Genomic DNA, 14,977 nt, shown 5'->3' on the forward strand with positions numbered 1-14,977 from the left:
GGTCACACTCGGGCGCTCAGGAGATGAGGCGGGCTTCGCCGGTGTCGGCCGCCGAACCGTCGAGACCGTTCTTGACGAGGATCTCCTTGAGCTTGCCGTTGTCCCGGAGCGTCTTGAGGTCCTCGTTGATGGCCTTGAGCAGGTCAGCGTTGGCCGACGGGACCGGGAGGGAGGCCTGGGCAGCCTCCTGCGAGGCGGCAACGGCGGGGTCCGGCTTGGCCACCATGATCTTCATCGTCGGGTTGGTGACCTTCTGCGACCCGTAGGAGTCGACGGCGATGTCGATGCGCCCTGACTTGAGGTCCTGGTTCATGTTGACGGTCGAGGGGTAGATCCGCAGCGAGTCGCCGAGGTACTTCTTCAGGTCCTCGACCCAGAGGTAGCCATCGACCGTGCCGACCTTCTTGCCCTTGAGAGCAGCAACCGTCTCGACGCCGTCCTTGGAGGAGATGCCCATCTGGTCGACGTAGATCGGGTCACTCAGGCTCACGATCTTGGCTCGTGCCTGGGTGCGGTACCAGTCGCCGACGGCGAGGTCGGCGCGGTTGCTCTGGACGGTCGGGATCACGGCGGCGGGCGCCATCCACTTCGCCTCGACGGTCAGGCACTCCATCTTGGCGATCTCGGCGACGATGTCGGGGTCGACTCCCGTGAGCTTGCCGCCGCTCTGGGCCGCGTACGGCGGCAGGTCGTAGCCGGCAACCGTCAGCTTTCCCTCCGTGACCGTCGAGAACTTGTGGGCGGGCTTGCAGTCCTTCGCGACGTCAGCAGAGGAGCCCTGGCTTCCGCAGGCGGAGAGGGGGAGCGCGGTGAGGATCGCGACTCCCACGATGGTGGCGCGTAGACGCATGAGCATGTGCCTTTCAGTCCGCCTCCGGCATCGGTGCCGGAGGTGCGATGGGGTGCTGGGTGTGGTGGATCGACGGTGTGCGGAGGTCAGGTCCGGTCAGGCGAGGTGGCGGGACATCCGCCGCTCCACCCGGTCGGTCAGCAGGCTGGCGGGGATCGTCACGGCGGCATACATCAGGCCCGCCAGTGCGAGCACCGAGAGGTACTGGAAGGTGCTCGACCCGATGCTGTAGGCGCGTCCGAGCAGCTCCGGCAGGGCGATCGTGTAGGCGAGTGAGGTCGCCTGGAAGATCAGGACGCCGAACCCCATGAGGGGCGGGATCGCGACGCGGATCCCTTGTGGGATCACGACGAAGCGCAGCGCGTCCGGTCGTGACATCCCGAGCGCCTCGGTCGCTTCCAGCTCTCCCCGGGGGACTGCCTGCAGGCCACCTCGGATGATCTCCGACGTGTAGGCGGCGGTGGTGAGGGCGAGCGCGAGACAGGCCGCCATCGTGGACGACAGGGTCAGCCCTGCACTCGGCAGACCGAAGTAGAAGACCTGGAGGACGACCAGTGCGGGTGCTCCTCGCCCGATCTCCACGACCGCGATGGCGGGCCATCGCAAGGCCCGGCTCCCCGCGCTCGACCCGAGGGCGAGGGCCAGCCCGAGCGGCAGCCCGACGACGATCGCGGCAAGGCAGACGACGACGCTGACCCACAGGCCCGACGCGAGCTGGGGCAGGAAGCCGAGCCAGTCCTGGAGCACGGTCATGACGCGATCCTCACGCGGAGGCGGCGATCGACCGAGCGGGCGAACCACGCGCAGGGCACGGTGAGGATGATGTAGGCTGCGGCCGCCACGAGGTAGGGCGTCAAGGCATCCGAGGACTGCTTCGCCTGGCTGTCGGCGAAGAAGAGGATCTCCTGGGCGCCGATGGTGAAGGCGATCGAGGTGTCCTTGAGCAGGCCGATCGCGTAGGTGGCCGCAGCCGGGATGGAGTAGCGCATGACCTGGGGGCCGATGATCCGGGCGAGCTGGTCACCGTGGCTGAGGCCCAGCGCGACGCCTGCCTCCCATTGCCCCCGGTGCACGGCCGACAGGCCGCCGCGGTAGATCTCGGCAAGGTACGCGCACGAGATGAGCCCGAACGCGACGATGGCGGCCGGCACCGGCTCCACCTTGATCAGGCCGTTGCCGATGCCGAAGTAGACGAGGAAGATCCACACGATCGGCGGGATGCCGCGCAACAGCTCGATGATCGAGCGGCTGATGAACCGCACCGAGCGGAGCCGCGACCTTCGCATGAGTGCGAGCGGGATGCCGCCCACGGCGCCGATGGCGAAGCCGAGCACCGTCAGGAGCAGCGACATCGGTATGCCGCTCGCAATCGGCCCGACGTAGTCCATGTCAGCGCTCCAGCACCGCGCGCAGGAACCGACGGGTCCGATCCGTGGCGGGATCCGTGAAGATCTTCTCCGGCTGGCCTTCCTCGAGGACGGTGCCGTGCCCCATGACGATGAGGTGGTCGGAGACGTCGCGAGCGAACTGCATCTCGTGCGTCACGACGATCATGGTCATGCCCTCGTCGGCCAGCTCGCGCATCACGGCGAGCACCTCCAGACCGAGCTCCGGGTCGAGCGCGGAGGTGGGCTCGTCGAAGAGCATCACCTTGGGGTCGAGGGCGAGGGCGCGGGCAATGGCGACGCGCTGTTGCTGGCCGCCACTGCAGCGTGACGGGTACTGGGCAGGCTTGTCACCCAAGCCGACTCGCTGCAGCAGCTCCATCGCCCGGTCCTCCGCCTCCGCGCGGCTGCGCCCGAGGACCCGCTCCTGCGGCAGCGCGATGTTGCGCAGCACCGTCAGGTGGGGAAAGAGGTTGAACGACTGGAAGACCATGCCGACCTGCCGACGCAGGCCGTGCAGCTGCTTGCCCCCGACCTCCTGGCCGGCATCGATCGTCGTGTCGCCGACGCGGATGGTGCCGCTGTCGGGACGCTCGAGCAGGTTGATGCAGCGCAGCAGGGTCGACTTGCCGGCACCGCTCGGGCCGATGATCGCGCAGACCTCGCCCTCGCGGACCGACAGGGAGACGTCATCGAGGACGACGTGCTCTCCGTACGCCTTGACGATGTGCTCGAGGCTGACGTCCATGCCAGTGGACTTCGCCGCGGCGGGATCAGTGACAGGCTGGGCCACGGTGCCCACCTCCTTTCGTCCGGGAAACCCGAGGTGCCGCAACCTTGCCCGAGCCGCGGCGTCGTTGTGTACCTCTCTGAGCCCCACCGATCCGAGGGGTAGGCCCACCGTCTCTGTGGCTGTCGCCCCGGCTGCTCCTCGTGACGGCGTCACAGCTCGATGGCCTTGCCGAGCCCGTGCTCTCGGGCACGGCGCACGAGGAGCGTTGCTGCTGCGGCGTCCTGCACGCCCACGCCGACGCTGTTGTAGTAGACGATCCCGTCGTCGGTGCGCCGACCCGGCTGCTGGCCCGTCACGACGGCACCGAGCTCGACCACCGCACCGAGATCGAGCACGCCGTCCGCCACCGCCTGCACGACCGGCCCGGCGTGCTCACCGGCCACCTCTCGGTGGTCGACGACGACGGACTCGGCGGCGAGCACGGTGTCCCGGGGGACCTCGCACCGTCCTGCCGCATAGGAACCGACGCTGATCACGGTGGCCCCGGGGGCCAGGTCGGCGTGGTCGAAGACCGGCGACTGCGACGTCGTCGCCGTGACGACGACGTGGGCCCCGCTGAGGGCCTCCTGGGCGGTGGCGACGGCCCGGACGTCGAGGTCGAGCTCGTCCCTCAGCCTGCCGGCCATCGCTTCGGCGGAGGGCCGGGTGCGGCCGACGAGACGCACCTGCCGAAGCGGCAGGACATGACGCATGAGCCGGACGTGTGCCTCTGCCTGGACACCCGAACCGACGATGGCAAGGACGGACGAGCCGGGCGCGGCGAGGTGCTCGGCCGCGACCGCGCTGGCCGCCGACGTCCGGATGGTGGTGACGGAGGTGCCGTCGACGAGGGCTGCCGGGATCCCGGTGTCGGGGTCGAGGACCACGATCACTGCGGAGATGCTCGGCAGCCCGCGGTCGACGTTGCCCGGCACGACGCCGCCGAACTTGCAGACAGCCCCGCTGGTCGCATCCACCTGGGCGGCGTAGCAGAACGTGCTCGTGTTGTCGGGTCCCTCCATGAGGATGCGGCCCGGCTGCTGGGCCTGTCCCAGGCCGAGGGCCCGGAACGCGTGCCGCTGCGACTCGAGGGCGGTCGCCTCGTCCAACAGCTGACGGACATCCTGCTCGGACAGGGCAAGCAGACCCGGTTGGGAACCACGCATCGTGACCTCGTTGTCGGTTGGCGCTGACGTCGTCGCCAATCTGCCTGCGGTGGCGGTCTGCTCACCACCTCTGGAGGACCAGTGTTGCTGGGGCAGACCCAACAACTTGGCGCTCTCAGGAACTGGTGGACGCCGCTGCCGATGTCACATCGTTTCCCTGTCGGAGCTGTCCCGAGGGGACACGACCACATCGAAGTGAGGTAGCTGTGCCAGACACTGACGTCTTTGACCTGATGGATGCCTGGGGTCCGGAGCGGGTCGTCTGCGTCTCCGACCGGCGGACGGGGATGCGCGGAGTCCTCGTGCTGGACAACACCGCACGCGGCACCGGCAAGGGCGGCACCCGGATGAGCGCGAACCTGACGGTTCGCGAGGTGGCCCGGCTCGCTCGCACCATGACATGGAAGTGGGCCGCAGTGGACCTCTTCCATGGCGGCGCCAAGGCGGGGATCCTCGGTGACCCCAACGCGCCGAACAAGGAGGAGATCCTGCGCGCGTTCGCCCGGGCCCTGGCCGACCAGGTGCCCGAGCACTACGTCTTCGGCCTCGACATGGGGATGGCGGAGTCAGATGCCGCCATCTTCGTGGACGAGCTGCGCAGCCGCGGCGTGTCGACGGGGCTGCCCCGCTGTCTCGGCGGCACGCCGTACGACCAGCTCGGTGTGACCGGGTTTGGGGTGGCGGAGGCCGTGGACGCGGCGACGCGTCACCTCGGGGGCGAGCTGACCGGCAGCCGGGTCGTCATCCAGGGCTTCGGTGCCGTCGGAGCCCATGCGGCCCGCCGCCTCGTCGAACTGGGCGCCACCGTGGTCGGTGTCTCGAACGCCGAGGGCACGGTGAGCGACCCCGACGGTCTCGACGTCGAGCGGCTCCTGACGCTGCGCGCGGAGGCCGGCGACAGCGGCATACGCGACTACGGCCTGCGACTCGCCCCCGTGGACGACGCCCTCCTGCTCGACTGCGACGTCCTCGTGCCGGCCGCGCGCCAGGACGTCATCGACCGTGACCTCGCCGGGCGCCTCAGCGCCCGGCTCGTCGTGGAGGGGGCGAACCTGCCGACGAGCCCCGAGGCCCGGGAGGTGCTGCACGCCCGCGGCGTCGCCGTGGTGCCCGACTTCATCGCCAACGCCGGGGGCATCATCGCGGCGGCCTACTCCATGGACGCACGCAACTCCGCCTTCACGGTGGACGAGTCGCGCATCTTCGACATGGTCTCGGCGAAGCTGCGGCCCAACGCCGTCGCCGTGCTCGAGGACAGCGTCCGTCGCCAGTGCACGACCTACGACGCCGCGCTCGCGATGGCCCAGGACCGGGTCCGGGAGGCGATGCGCATGCGTGGACAGCTGCGCCGGGACGGGCAGGCAGTGAGGAGACTGTCGGCATGAGCGGGCCGATCGACGAGCACTTCCTGCAAGAGGTGCGCAGCTGGACCGGTCACCTGACCGGTCACACGGCCGACCCCGGGACCGTCACCGACTCAGGGACCGCCGCGGAGCCGGGGGACACCGCCCGGACGGGGGTCTCCGACGCGCTCCTGCTCGACCTCTTCGAGGCGCAGCTGCTCTCGCGCCACCTCGACTTCGCGGCACGCTACCTGCAGGCGCAGGGGGAGGGGTTCTACACGATCGGTTCGAGCGGGCACGAGTCCAACGCCGCGGTGGCTCTGGCCCTGCGGCCGAGCGATCCCGCCCTGCTGCACTACCGATCCGGCGGGTTCTACTGTGCCCGGGCCGGCCAGGTGCCCGGCAGCGACGCTGCGGCGGACATCCTGCGCAGCCTGACGTGCTCGGTCGACGACCCGATCTCCGGCGGCCGGCACAAGGTGTTCGGCCACCCCGAGCTGATGGTGATCCCGCAGACCTCGACGATCGCCTCGCACGTGCCGCGGGCGCTCGGGATGGCTTTTGCGCTCGACCGGCGAGGCCCCCTCGGTGTCGCCACCCCCGTCCCGGGCGACGCCGTCGTGGTGACCAGTCTCGGGGACGCGTCGGTCAACCACTCCACCGCGATCGGCGCCCTCAACGCGGCCGGGCAGCTCGCCCACCGCGGCGTGCCGTTGCCGCTGCTGGTCCTGTGCGAGGACAACGGCATCGGCATCAGCGTCCGCACGCCGAGCGGGTGGACCCGACGCACCTTGGAGTCGCTGCCCGGCTTCGACTACGTCGCGGCGGACGGCACCGACCCCGAGCAGTGCCTCGCCGTGGCCGCCGAGGCGGTCGAGCGGGTCCGGACCGAGCGCAAGCCGGTGATCCTGCACCTGTCGACGGTCCGACTCATGGGGCACGCCGGCTCGGACGTCGAGCTGGCCTACCGGAGCCGCCGCGAGATCGAGCGCGACTATGCCGCTGACCCCCTCGTCGCCACGGCGCGCGCCCTCCACGCACGCCGGGTGCAGACCACGGACGAGCTCGTCGAGCGCTACGAGCAGGTCCGCAGGCAGGTCGAGGAGCGCGCCAAGCGGCTCATGCCCGTCCGGCGCCTCGACTCCGCGGAGGCCGTGATGCGGCCGCTCACCGAGCGCAGTCCCGCACAGGTCCGTGCCGCGTCCGCTGCGTCCGCGCCCGCCGCCGGCCGGGAGGCGGCCTTCGGTGGGAAGCTGCCGGAGGACTCCGGCCCGCTCACGCTGGCCCAGTCGATCAACGCCGCCCTGACCGACCTGATGGCCCTGCACCGCGAGGTCGTCGTCTTCGGCGAGGACGTCGCTGCCAAGGGCGGTGTCTACGGGGTGACCCGCGGGCTGCGCAAGCGCTTCGGTGCCCAACGGGTCTTCGACACCCTGCTCGACGAGCAGACCATCCTCGGCACCGCCCTCGGCTCGGCGCTCGCCGGGTTCCTTCCCGTGCCGGAGATCCAGTACCTCGCCTACCTGCACAACGCCGAGGACCAGCTGCGCGGGGAGGCGGCCACGCTCCGGTTCTTCTCCAACGGCCAGTTCGGCAACGGCATGCTCGTGCGGGTCCAGGGGCTCGCCTACCAGAAGGGTTTCGGCGGGCACTACCACAACGACAACTCCGTGGCCGTGCTCCGGGACATCCCCGGGCTCGTCCTGGCCACCCCGTCGAGTGCCGCGGAGGCCCCGCGCCTCGTCCGCGCCATGGCCGCCTTCGCCCGCGAGGAGAGCCGGGTCTGCGTGCTCCTCGAGCCCATCGCGCTCTACCACACGCGCGACCTCGCTCCCGGGGACGGAGCGTGGACAGCGCCATACGCGCCCCCCGAGACATGGGGCCACGACCGCGCGGAGCCCGGCGTCGGCGCGACCCACGGCGAGGGCGGCGACGTGCTCGTCGTGACCTTCGGCAACGGCGTCCCGATGAGCCTCCGAGCGGTCGCCGCGGCCGAGGAGCGGGCCGCCCGCCATGGCCGATCGGCTCCGCGCACCACGGTCTACGACCTGCGCTGGCTCGCCCCGCTGCCGGTCGACGACCTGCTTCAGCGAGCCCGCGGATTCGACCGGGTCCTCGTCGTCGACGAGACGCGCCGCAGCGGAGGCGTCTCCGAGGGCGTCGTCACGGCCCTCGTCGACGGCGGTTACCGGGGCGCGATTTCACGAGTCACGAGCAAGGACAGCATCATTCCTCTCGGTCCCGCAGCGAGCACGGTGCTCCTGTCTGAGGAGGACATCATCGACGCCCTGCTAGGAGGGACCCTGTGAGCACGCGACTTCCCAGCCGCGCGGACGTCGTCGTCATCGGCGGTGGCGTGATCGGCCTCAGCACCGCCTACAACCTCGCCAGAAGCGGCGCAGGCAGCGTCCTGCTGCTCGACCAGGGCTCGTTCGGGGCCGGGTCGACGTGCAAGGCGGCCGGCGGCGTGCGGGCCTCGTTCAGCGACGAGGCCAACATCGTCATGGGCAACTACGGCCTCGACGTCTTCGAGCGGTTCGACGAGCTGTTCGACCAAGAGATCGACCTCGTCCAGAACGGCTACCTCTTCCTGCTCGACGACCCGGCCGACGTGGCGGACTTCGAGCGGAGCGTCGCGCTGCAGCAGTCGCTCGGCGTGGACGCCCGCATGATCGACCCGGCGGAGGCGAAGCGGCTCGCCCCGATCATCAGCACCGACGGGGTCCTCGCCGCCGCCTACGCCCCTCGGGACGGACACTGCACGCCCGAGTCGGTCGTTCTGGGCTACGCGCGCGCTGCCCGCCGGGCCGGGGCCACCCTCGTCCCGAACTGTCGGGTGACCGGCGGCGTCGTCGTCGACGGGACGATCCGCGCCGTCGAGACGGAGGCGGGAACGGTCGAGACCGGGACGGTGGTCTGCTGTGCCGGCGCGTGGTCCCGCACCGTCGGCGAGTGGTTCGGGGTCGACCTGCCGGTCGACCCGGTCCGGCGCCAGATCGTCGTCACCGAGCCCATCGCGGACCTGAACCGCACCATGCCGATGACGATCGACTTCTCGACGACCTTCTACTTCCACGAGGAGGGCCCGGGCATGCTCGTCGGCATGTCCGACCGCAACGAGACGCCGGGCTTCAAGCTGAGCCGGGGCGACGAGTGGCTGCCCGGCCTGGCCGAGGCCATCGAGCGCCGCGCCCCCTCGCTCGGCGAGGTCGGGATCGCGAGTGGCTGGGCAGGCCTATACGAGGTCACCCCGGACCACAACGGCCTGATCGGCGAGGCGCCCGACGTGAGCCGATTCCTCTACGCGACCGGGTTCTCCGGGCACGGCTTCCTGCTCGGCCCGGCGATGGGTGAGGTGATGTGCTCGCTCTGGCGCGGCGAGGCGCCGTTCGTCGACGTGTCGGCGTTCGACGCGCGACGGTTCGAGCATGCCGTGCTCCACCACGAGAAGAACATCGTCTGACTGACCACGACGCGAGACGGTCACCGCGCTACCCGCGGCGCACGACGTGCCAGCAGCAGTACCGAGCATCATGACGAAGGAGTCCCCATGACGAGCAGCACCCCCACCCAGGACCGGATCGAGACGACCAGCGCCACCCTGCCGGCAGCCGAGGAGCTGCGCCGCAGGGCCGCCGAGGCGGCCGGTCGCTGTGGCGTGGACCTCGACGCCGTGGCCGGTGACCGCGAGGGGACGTCCCCGGTCAACGGCGCGACGGTCTCGTCCCTGCGCTGGGCGCAGGTGTCGGAGGTCGACGAGGCGGTGGCCCGCGCCCACGCCGCCTTCAAGGAGTGGCGTCTCGTGCCGGCTCCGGTGCGCGGGGCAGTCGTCAAGCGGCTGGGCGAGCTGCTGACCCAGCACAAGGAGGACCTGGCCACCCTGATCAGCATCGAGGTCGGCAAGATCACCTCGGAGGCGCGTGGCGAGGTGCAGGAGATGATCGACATCTGCGACTACGCCGTCGGGCTCTCCCGGCAGCTGTTCGGGCGCACGATGACGTCCGAGCGTCCCGGGCACCGGCTCATGGAGACCTGGCACCCGCTCGGGGTCGTCGGAGTGATCTCCGCGTTCAACTTCCCGGTCGCGGTCTGGTCGTGGAACACCGCCGTCGCGCTGGTCTGTGGCGACACCGTCATCTGGAAGCCGTCCGAGACGGCACCGCTCTGTGCGCTCGCCGCCAACGCGCTGCTGCAGCGGGCCCTCAGCGAGGCGGGCTATTCCACCGACGTGTCGCAGGTCGTCATCGGCGGGGCGGAGGTCGGCGAGGCGCTCGTCGACAACCGGCGCGTGGCCCTCGTCAGCGCGACCGGCTCGACGCGGATGGGCCGCGCGGTCGGGCCGCGCCTCGCCGAGCGCTTCGGGCGCAGCCTGCTCGAGCTGGGCGGCAACAACGCGGCGATCGTCGCTCCGAGCGCCGACCTCGACCTCACGACCCGGGGCATCGTCTTCGCCGCTGCCGGCACGGCGGGGCAGCGGTGCACGACCATGCGCCGGGTCATCGCGCACGAGTCGGTCATCGACAGCGTCGTGGAGCGGGTCGCGGCCGCTTACGAGAAGCTGCCGATCGGCGACCCCATGTCGGACGGGACCCTCGTCGGCCCGCTCGTGAACGAGCGGGCGTATGAGGCCTACGCGGCCGCGATCGAGAAGGCCCAGGCGGCCGGGGGCGAGGTCGTCGCCGGCGGCGACCGTGTCTTGGCCGATGCGGCGCCCGACGCGTTCTACGTCCGGCCCACCGTCATCCGGATGCCGGAGCAGACCGAGGTCGTCCACCAGGAGACGTTCGCACCGATCCTCTATGTCATGCCCTACACGACGTTCGCCGAGGCGATCGAGCTGAACAACGAAGTCCCGCAAGGACTCTCGTCGAGCGTCTTCACCAGCGACCAGGTCGAGGCGGAGCTGTTCATGTCTGCGGGCGGCTCCGACTGCGGCATCGTCAACGTCAACATCGGCACGTCGGGCGCGGAGATCGGCGGCGCCTTCGGTGGCGAGAAGGAGACCGGAGGCGGACGCGAGTCGGGCTCGGACGCCTGGCGGGCCTACATGCGCCGCGCGACGAACACCATCAACTACTCCGGTGAGCTGCCCCTCGCGCAGGGCGTCACCTTCGACGTCTGAGGGGGCCTGCCGTGAAGATCCTCCATGTCGGGGCGTCGGGCACGGTCGGTGAGGCCGTGGGTCGTGCCTTGCGTGCGCGCGGGCACGACGTCGTCGCGGCCCACCGCACCTCTGGGACCCACCCGGTCGACATCACCGACCCCGGGTCGATCAGCGAGCTGCTCGCGGGCCTGAGCGGGCTCGACGCGATCGTCTCCACGGCCGGAGGGACGCCCTTCGGCCCGTGGGACGAGCTCGGCCGCGACGAGTGGCGGGCAGGCTTGGACAACAAGCTGCTCGGCCAGATCGAGCTGGTGCGGCAGGGGTCCGCCGTGGTCCGCCCCGGCGGCTCGTTCACCCTCATCACCGGCATCACGGCGCGAGAGCCGGTGCCCGAGGCGAGCATCGCGGCGGCCGTCAACGGGGCCCTCGAGTCGTGGGTGCGCACCAGCGCCGCGGAGCTGTGGGGCCGGTTCCGCATCAACGCCGTCAGCCCGACGGTGCTGACCGAGTCCCGGGAGCACTACGCCTCGGTGTTCCCCGGCTTCCCCTTCGTCGACGGCGACCGGGTCGGCGACGCCTACGTCCGCTCCGTGGAGTCGATGGACACCGGCGCCGTATACGTCCTCTGACGGAGGCCGCTTCACGCCACGCGCCCGCCGCGCGGACGCTCGAAGGAAACTCAGCGGCATACGGTCATTCCGTATGCCGCTGGGCCGGCACCGGACCACCATGGAGGTGTGGAGGCGGTCGAGATCCAGGCCCAGCCGCTCGCGGCGCTCGTGGAGCTGCTCGAACCGGAGCGGGCGGGGCGGTTCCTCGCCGCCGCGGAGCATGGGCGCGGGGCGCTCGCCGGTCGGGTGGTGTGGAACGTCAACTCGACGGCCTCCGGCGGCGGTGTCGCGGAGATGCTGCAGACCATGCTCGCCTACGCGCGGGGGGCGGAGGTCGACACCCGGTGGCTGGTCCTCAAGGGTGACCCGACGTTCTTCGAGATCACGAAGGCGATCCACAACGCGCTGCACGGCTCCCTCGTCGACCGCGAGCGGTTCGGGCCGCAGGACCGCGCCCACTACGAACGGGTCATGCAGGCGAACCTCGAGCAGCTGCAGGGACTGGTCCGTGCCGGCGACTTCGTGCTGCTGCACGACCCGCAGACGGCGGGTCTGGGCGCGGGGCTGCGCCAGCTCGGGGCCCATGTCGTGTGGCGCTGCCACATCGGGCGCGACGACACGAACGAGAGCACCGAGCGGGGCTGGCAGTTCCTGCGCGAGTACGTCCTGGCCGCCGAGGCCTTCGTCTTCTCGAGGGCGAGCTACGTGCCCGACTGGGTCCCCCGGGAGCGGGCGGTCGTCATCCAGCCCTCGATCGACCCGTACTCGACGAAGAACCGCCCGATGGACGACCGGCAGACCAAGCGGGTCCTGCTCGAGGTCGGCCTGGTCCGTAACCGTCTGGAGCCCGACGGCATCCACTTCCACCGGCGGGCCGGGCACGAAGGCGTGCTGCGCCGGCACGTCGACCTCGTCACGAACGCGCCGCCGCCGGTCACGGCGCCACTCGTCGTGCAGGTCAGCCGGTGGGACCGTCTCAAGGACATGACCGGGGTGCTGACCGGCTTCGCCGACCACGTCGCTCCCCACCTGCCGGACGCGCACCTGCTGCTCGCCGGTCCGGAGGTCCGCGGCGTGACCGACGACCCGGAGGGTGCGGTCGTCTACGCGGAGTGCCGCGCCGTCTGGGAAGCGATGCCCGCGCAGGTCCGCAGCAGGTGCCACCTCGCCACCCTGCCGATGGACGACGTCGACGAGAACGCCTTCATCGTCAACGCCCTCCAGCGGCACGCGACGGTCGTCGTCCAGAAGAGCCTGGCCGAGGGGTTCGGGCTGACGCTGACCGAGGCGCTGTGGAAGGCCCGGCCGGTCGTCGCGAGCGCCGTCGGCGGGATCCGCGACCAGGTCACCGACGGGACCGAGGGCTTCCTCCTCGACGACCCGGCCGACCTCGCCCACTTCGGCGCCCGCGTCGTCGAGCTGCTCCGGGACCCCGGGCTGCGCACCTCGATGGGTGGGCGCGGGCAGGCGCGGGTCCACCGCGACTTCCTCGGTGACCGGCAGCTAATCCAGTGGGTCGAGCTGCTCATGAGCCTCGTGGCCTGAGGCGCCCTACCCGCCAGCTTGTATGCCGCTCAGCCGGGTCCGCGTATCGGGCCCGGCTCGCGCGTCGGGCGCGGCTCCCGCGTGCCCGGCTCAGCGGAGGTGCTCGTCGAGGAAGGCTGCGGTGCGGCGGATCGACAGCGGCCACTGGCTCGTGAAGGTGTGCGGCTGGCCCGGGTAGACGTCGAAGGTGACCTGCTTGCCAGCGGCCCGCAACGCCGCGACGGTCTCCTCGGACCACTGGATCGGGCACTCCGCGTCGGCCGTGCCGTGGTGGATCAGGATCGGGGCGGTGATCCGGCTGAAGTAGGTGCGCGGGCTCGTGGTGGCCCACCTCGCCGGCTGCGCCTCGGGCGTGCCGAGGCGCGCCAAGATCTCGCGGACCGCGCTCGAGTGGGACCGGTCGGGCCGGATCCACTTGGTGAAGGTGTCGACGGTGTCGGAGCTGACCGGGCTGTAGGCGACGCCGGCCCTGAACAGGTCCGGCCGGGCGACGAGGGCCCCATAGACGACCCCCCCACCCATCGACCTGCCGATGATCCCGATCCGTTCTGGATCGACCGAATTGAACTGGCGCAGAGCCAGGCCCGCGTTGATGGCGTCCTTGACATAGCCCGTGCGCAGGTCGGCCTCGAGCCGCGGGTCGTCGCTCGACTGGGCGTGGTTGCGATAGTCGATGTGCAGCGTGACGTAGCCGTGGCGGGCGAGGTAGTCCCGCTCGCGCAGCATCGTCGCGCCGTTGGTGTAGTCGGCGATCGGGACGTAGCCGTGGGCGAGGACGACCGCGGGGAAGGGGCCCGGGCCGCGGGGGATGTTGATGCGCCCGGAGATCGTCAGGCCGTCGCCCTGGTACGTGACGAAGTACTGCCGGTAGGCGGCGGTGCTGCCGCCCTCGCGCCCAAGGCGCAGGTTGCGCCCGTCGTAGTGCGCGTCGACGAGCGCCTCGATGCTGGCGGGGTCGGGGGTCGCGGGGGAGCGCGTCGCGCTCGAGGTGGCGCGGGTGGGCGTGACGGCCGGTGGTGTGGCAGTTGGTGGCGTCGTGCCGCTGGTGTCGCCGGCCCGCTGGCTGGCGTGGGTGTTCGACATGGTCCTCGCCGTGGTCGTCAAGGTCGCGCCCGGCCGGGGAGCGGCGGTGCAGCCGCTGATCGCGAGCATCGCCGCCACGAGCGCTGTGGCCGCGGTCGTCCTTGCCGTCGATCGCGCGAGGATCGCTGTCGTGATGGCGGGCACCCGGCCCCGGGGTGCGCTCGTCGTGGTCCGCACCTCTCGAGTGTCCCGGCGGCACCGGCACGGTGCCAAGAGCGACCGTTGGCGCCCGCGCCGCGGAGCGGCAGCATGGGCGTACCGAGGACGGCACGCGGTGGAACATATACTGTTCATTCAAATCGTGCACGAAAAGTGAGGCTGGTGACATGGCATCGTCGAAGTCGGAGGGCAGGGAGTACGGCGCGACGGTCACCCGGGTCTACACCGCGTTGCGCGTGCCGATCGTCGATGGCGAGATCCCGCCGGGCCAGCGGATGAACATCGACGCCATCGCGCGGCGTCTCGGCGTCTCCCAGACACCCGTGCGTGAAGCGCTCCAACGCCTGGAGGCCGACGACCTGCTCGTCTACGCCCCGGGCCGGGGCTATCGCACCACGCCGGTCCTCGATCTCGCGGGGCTCCGCTCGGTCTTCGAGTTCCGGCTGCTCGTCGAGCCGTGGGCCGCCCGCGCCGCAGCCACCGACCGTCTCTCCAACCCCGGCGCGGGGCTCGACGCCGAGCTGCGGACCTTCGCCGAGGTGGCCGGCGGCGAGAACGTGCGCCAGGAGCTGCTCGGCCACGACACCCGGTTCCACGCGATGATCCTCGCCGCCACCGGCAACGAGGTGGTCCAGTCGGCCTACGCGTCGTCGCACTGTCACCTGCACGTCTTCCGGCTCTCCGCGGTCGACGTCAACGGCGAGCGCACCATCGAGGAGCACCGGCGCATCCTCGACGCGATCCGGGAGTGCGACCCGGAGGCGGCCGAGGCCGCGATGGTCGAGCACATCCGCAGCTCCTACGGTCGCTCGGCCCAGGTCTTCCACACCCCGCGACCGGACCTGCGCGTCGACGCCGCCGGCGGCGTGCACGCGAGCCGCATCCTGGGCTGAGGCCGCTGCGGCCCGCCACGCGCGGGGTGCCGGCGGGCTCAATGCCGTCGATCGACCGCGCCGGCC

13 protein-coding genes are annotated in these 14,977 nt (G+C 71.2%); 7 read left to right on the plus strand and 6 right to left on the minus strand.

Annotated features, from left to right (window positions below; all coding sequences use genetic code 11):
- Window positions 1-16 precede the first annotated feature (16 nt).
- The 5 genes from N864_RS04635 to N864_RS04655 form a co-directional block, all read right to left on the minus strand.
- Window positions 17-850: a substrate-binding periplasmic protein gene (locus N864_RS04635; RefSeq protein ID WP_162164497.1), complete on the minus strand. Its 834-nt coding sequence runs from the start codon at window positions 848-850 to the stop codon at window positions 17-19.
- Window positions 851-946: 96 nt separating this feature from the next.
- A complete protein-coding gene (locus N864_RS04640) occupies window positions 947-1,603 on the minus strand; it encodes an amino acid ABC transporter permease (RefSeq protein ID WP_034714030.1) in 657 nt (218 codons plus the stop codon).
- A complete protein-coding gene (locus N864_RS04645) occupies window positions 1,600-2,238 on the minus strand; it encodes an amino acid ABC transporter permease (protein WP_034714032.1) in 639 nt (212 codons plus the stop codon). Before N864_RS04645 ends, N864_RS04640 begins: the two co-directional genes overlap by 4 nt.
- A 1-nt stretch (window position 2,239) precedes the next feature.
- Window positions 2,240-2,983 carry an amino acid ABC transporter ATP-binding protein gene (locus N864_RS04650; RefSeq protein WP_034714055.1) on the minus strand — a complete coding sequence of 248 codons (744 nt, stop codon included), beginning with the start codon at window positions 2,981-2,983 and terminating at the stop codon, window positions 2,240-2,242.
- A 194-nt stretch (window positions 2,984-3,177) separates the two neighbouring features.
- Window positions 3,178-4,173 carry an ornithine cyclodeaminase family protein gene (locus tag N864_RS04655; RefSeq protein ID WP_034714034.1) on the minus strand — a complete coding sequence of 332 codons (996 nt, stop codon included), beginning with the start codon at window positions 4,171-4,173 and terminating at the stop codon, window positions 3,178-3,180.
- A 206-nt stretch (window positions 4,174-4,379) separates the two neighbouring features.
- Here N864_RS04655 and N864_RS04660 point away from each other — a divergent pair, with 206 nt between their 5' ends.
- From N864_RS04660 to N864_RS04685, 6 genes are all read left to right on the plus strand, one after another.
- Window positions 4,380-5,558, plus strand: coding sequence for a Glu/Leu/Phe/Val family dehydrogenase (locus N864_RS04660; protein WP_240474208.1), 1,179 nt, complete (start codon window positions 4,380-4,382; stop codon window positions 5,556-5,558).
- The gene (locus N864_RS04665; RefSeq protein WP_051518203.1) at window positions 5,555-7,825 is read left to right on the plus strand and encodes a thiamine pyrophosphate-dependent enzyme; all 2,271 of its coding nucleotides are present in this window, start codon (window positions 5,555-5,557) and stop codon (window positions 7,823-7,825) included. Before N864_RS04660 ends, N864_RS04665 begins: the two co-directional genes overlap by 4 nt.
- Complete coding sequence (locus N864_RS04670; protein WP_034714037.1) at window positions 7,822-8,979, plus strand: NAD(P)/FAD-dependent oxidoreductase; 1,158 nt, start codon at window positions 7,822-7,824, stop codon at window positions 8,977-8,979. The genes N864_RS04665 and N864_RS04670 overlap by 4 nt, the downstream gene beginning before the upstream one ends.
- Window positions 8,980-9,066: 87 nt before the next feature.
- The gene (amaB, locus tag N864_RS04675) at window positions 9,067-10,638 is read left to right on the plus strand and encodes an L-piperidine-6-carboxylate dehydrogenase (protein ID WP_051518204.1); all 1,572 of its coding nucleotides are present in this window, start codon (window positions 9,067-9,069) and stop codon (window positions 10,636-10,638) included.
- A gap of 11 nt (window positions 10,639-10,649) precedes the next feature.
- Window positions 10,650-11,249 (plus strand): short chain dehydrogenase, encoded by a 600-nt coding sequence (locus N864_RS04680; RefSeq protein WP_034714038.1) that lies wholly within the window; start codon window positions 10,650-10,652, stop codon window positions 11,247-11,249.
- 108 nt (window positions 11,250-11,357) lie between these two features.
- Complete coding sequence (locus N864_RS04685; protein ID WP_051518205.1) at window positions 11,358-12,776, plus strand: glycosyltransferase; 1,419 nt, start codon at window positions 11,358-11,360, stop codon at window positions 12,774-12,776.
- A 90-nt stretch (window positions 12,777-12,866) separates the two neighbouring features.
- Here the strand turns inward: N864_RS04685 and N864_RS04690 are convergent, their stop codons facing one another.
- Window positions 12,867-14,036 (minus strand): alpha/beta hydrolase family protein, encoded by a 1,170-nt coding sequence (locus tag N864_RS04690; protein ID WP_240474209.1) that lies wholly within the window; start codon window positions 14,034-14,036, stop codon window positions 12,867-12,869.
- A 149-nt stretch (window positions 14,037-14,185) separates the two neighbouring features.
- Between N864_RS04690 and N864_RS04695 the strand changes: the two genes are divergently transcribed.
- On the plus strand, window positions 14,186-14,911 hold the full coding sequence (locus N864_RS04695; RefSeq protein WP_051518206.1) for a GntR family transcriptional regulator: 726 nt from the start codon (window positions 14,186-14,188) through the stop codon (window positions 14,909-14,911).
- Window positions 14,912-14,977: the final 66 nt, after the last annotated feature.

This window comes from Intrasporangium chromatireducens Q5-1 (assembly GCF_000576575.1).
Lineage (GTDB): Bacteria > Actinomycetota > Actinomycetes > Actinomycetales > Dermatophilaceae > Intrasporangium_A > Intrasporangium_A chromatireducens.

Coding starts and splice junctions, on each gene's coding strand:
- N864_RS04635 (WP_162164497.1), bottom strand. CDS start 850: ATGCGTCTACGCGCCACCATCGTGGGAGTCGCGATCCTCACCGCGCTC.
- N864_RS04640 (WP_034714030.1), bottom strand. CDS start 1,603: ATGACCGTGCTCCAGGACTGGCTCGGCTTCCTGCCCCAGCTCGCGTCG.
- N864_RS04645 (WP_034714032.1), bottom strand. CDS start 2,238: ATGGACTACGTCGGGCCGATTGCGAGCGGCATACCGATGTCGCTGCTC.
- N864_RS04650 (WP_034714055.1), bottom strand. CDS start 2,983: ATGGACGTCAGCCTCGAGCACATCGTCAAGGCGTACGGAGAGCACGTC.
- N864_RS04655 (WP_034714034.1), bottom strand. CDS start 4,173: ATGCGTGGTTCCCAACCGGGTCTGCTTGCCCTGTCCGAGCAGGATGTC.
- N864_RS04665 (WP_051518203.1), top strand. CDS start 5,555: ATGAGCGGGCCGATCGACGAGCACTTCCTGCAAGAGGTGCGCAGCTGG.
- amaB (WP_051518204.1), top strand. CDS start 9,067: ATGACGAGCAGCACCCCCACCCAGGACCGGATCGAGACGACCAGCGCC.
- N864_RS04695 (WP_051518206.1), top strand. CDS start 14,186: ATGGCATCGTCGAAGTCGGAGGGCAGGGAGTACGGCGCGACGGTCACC.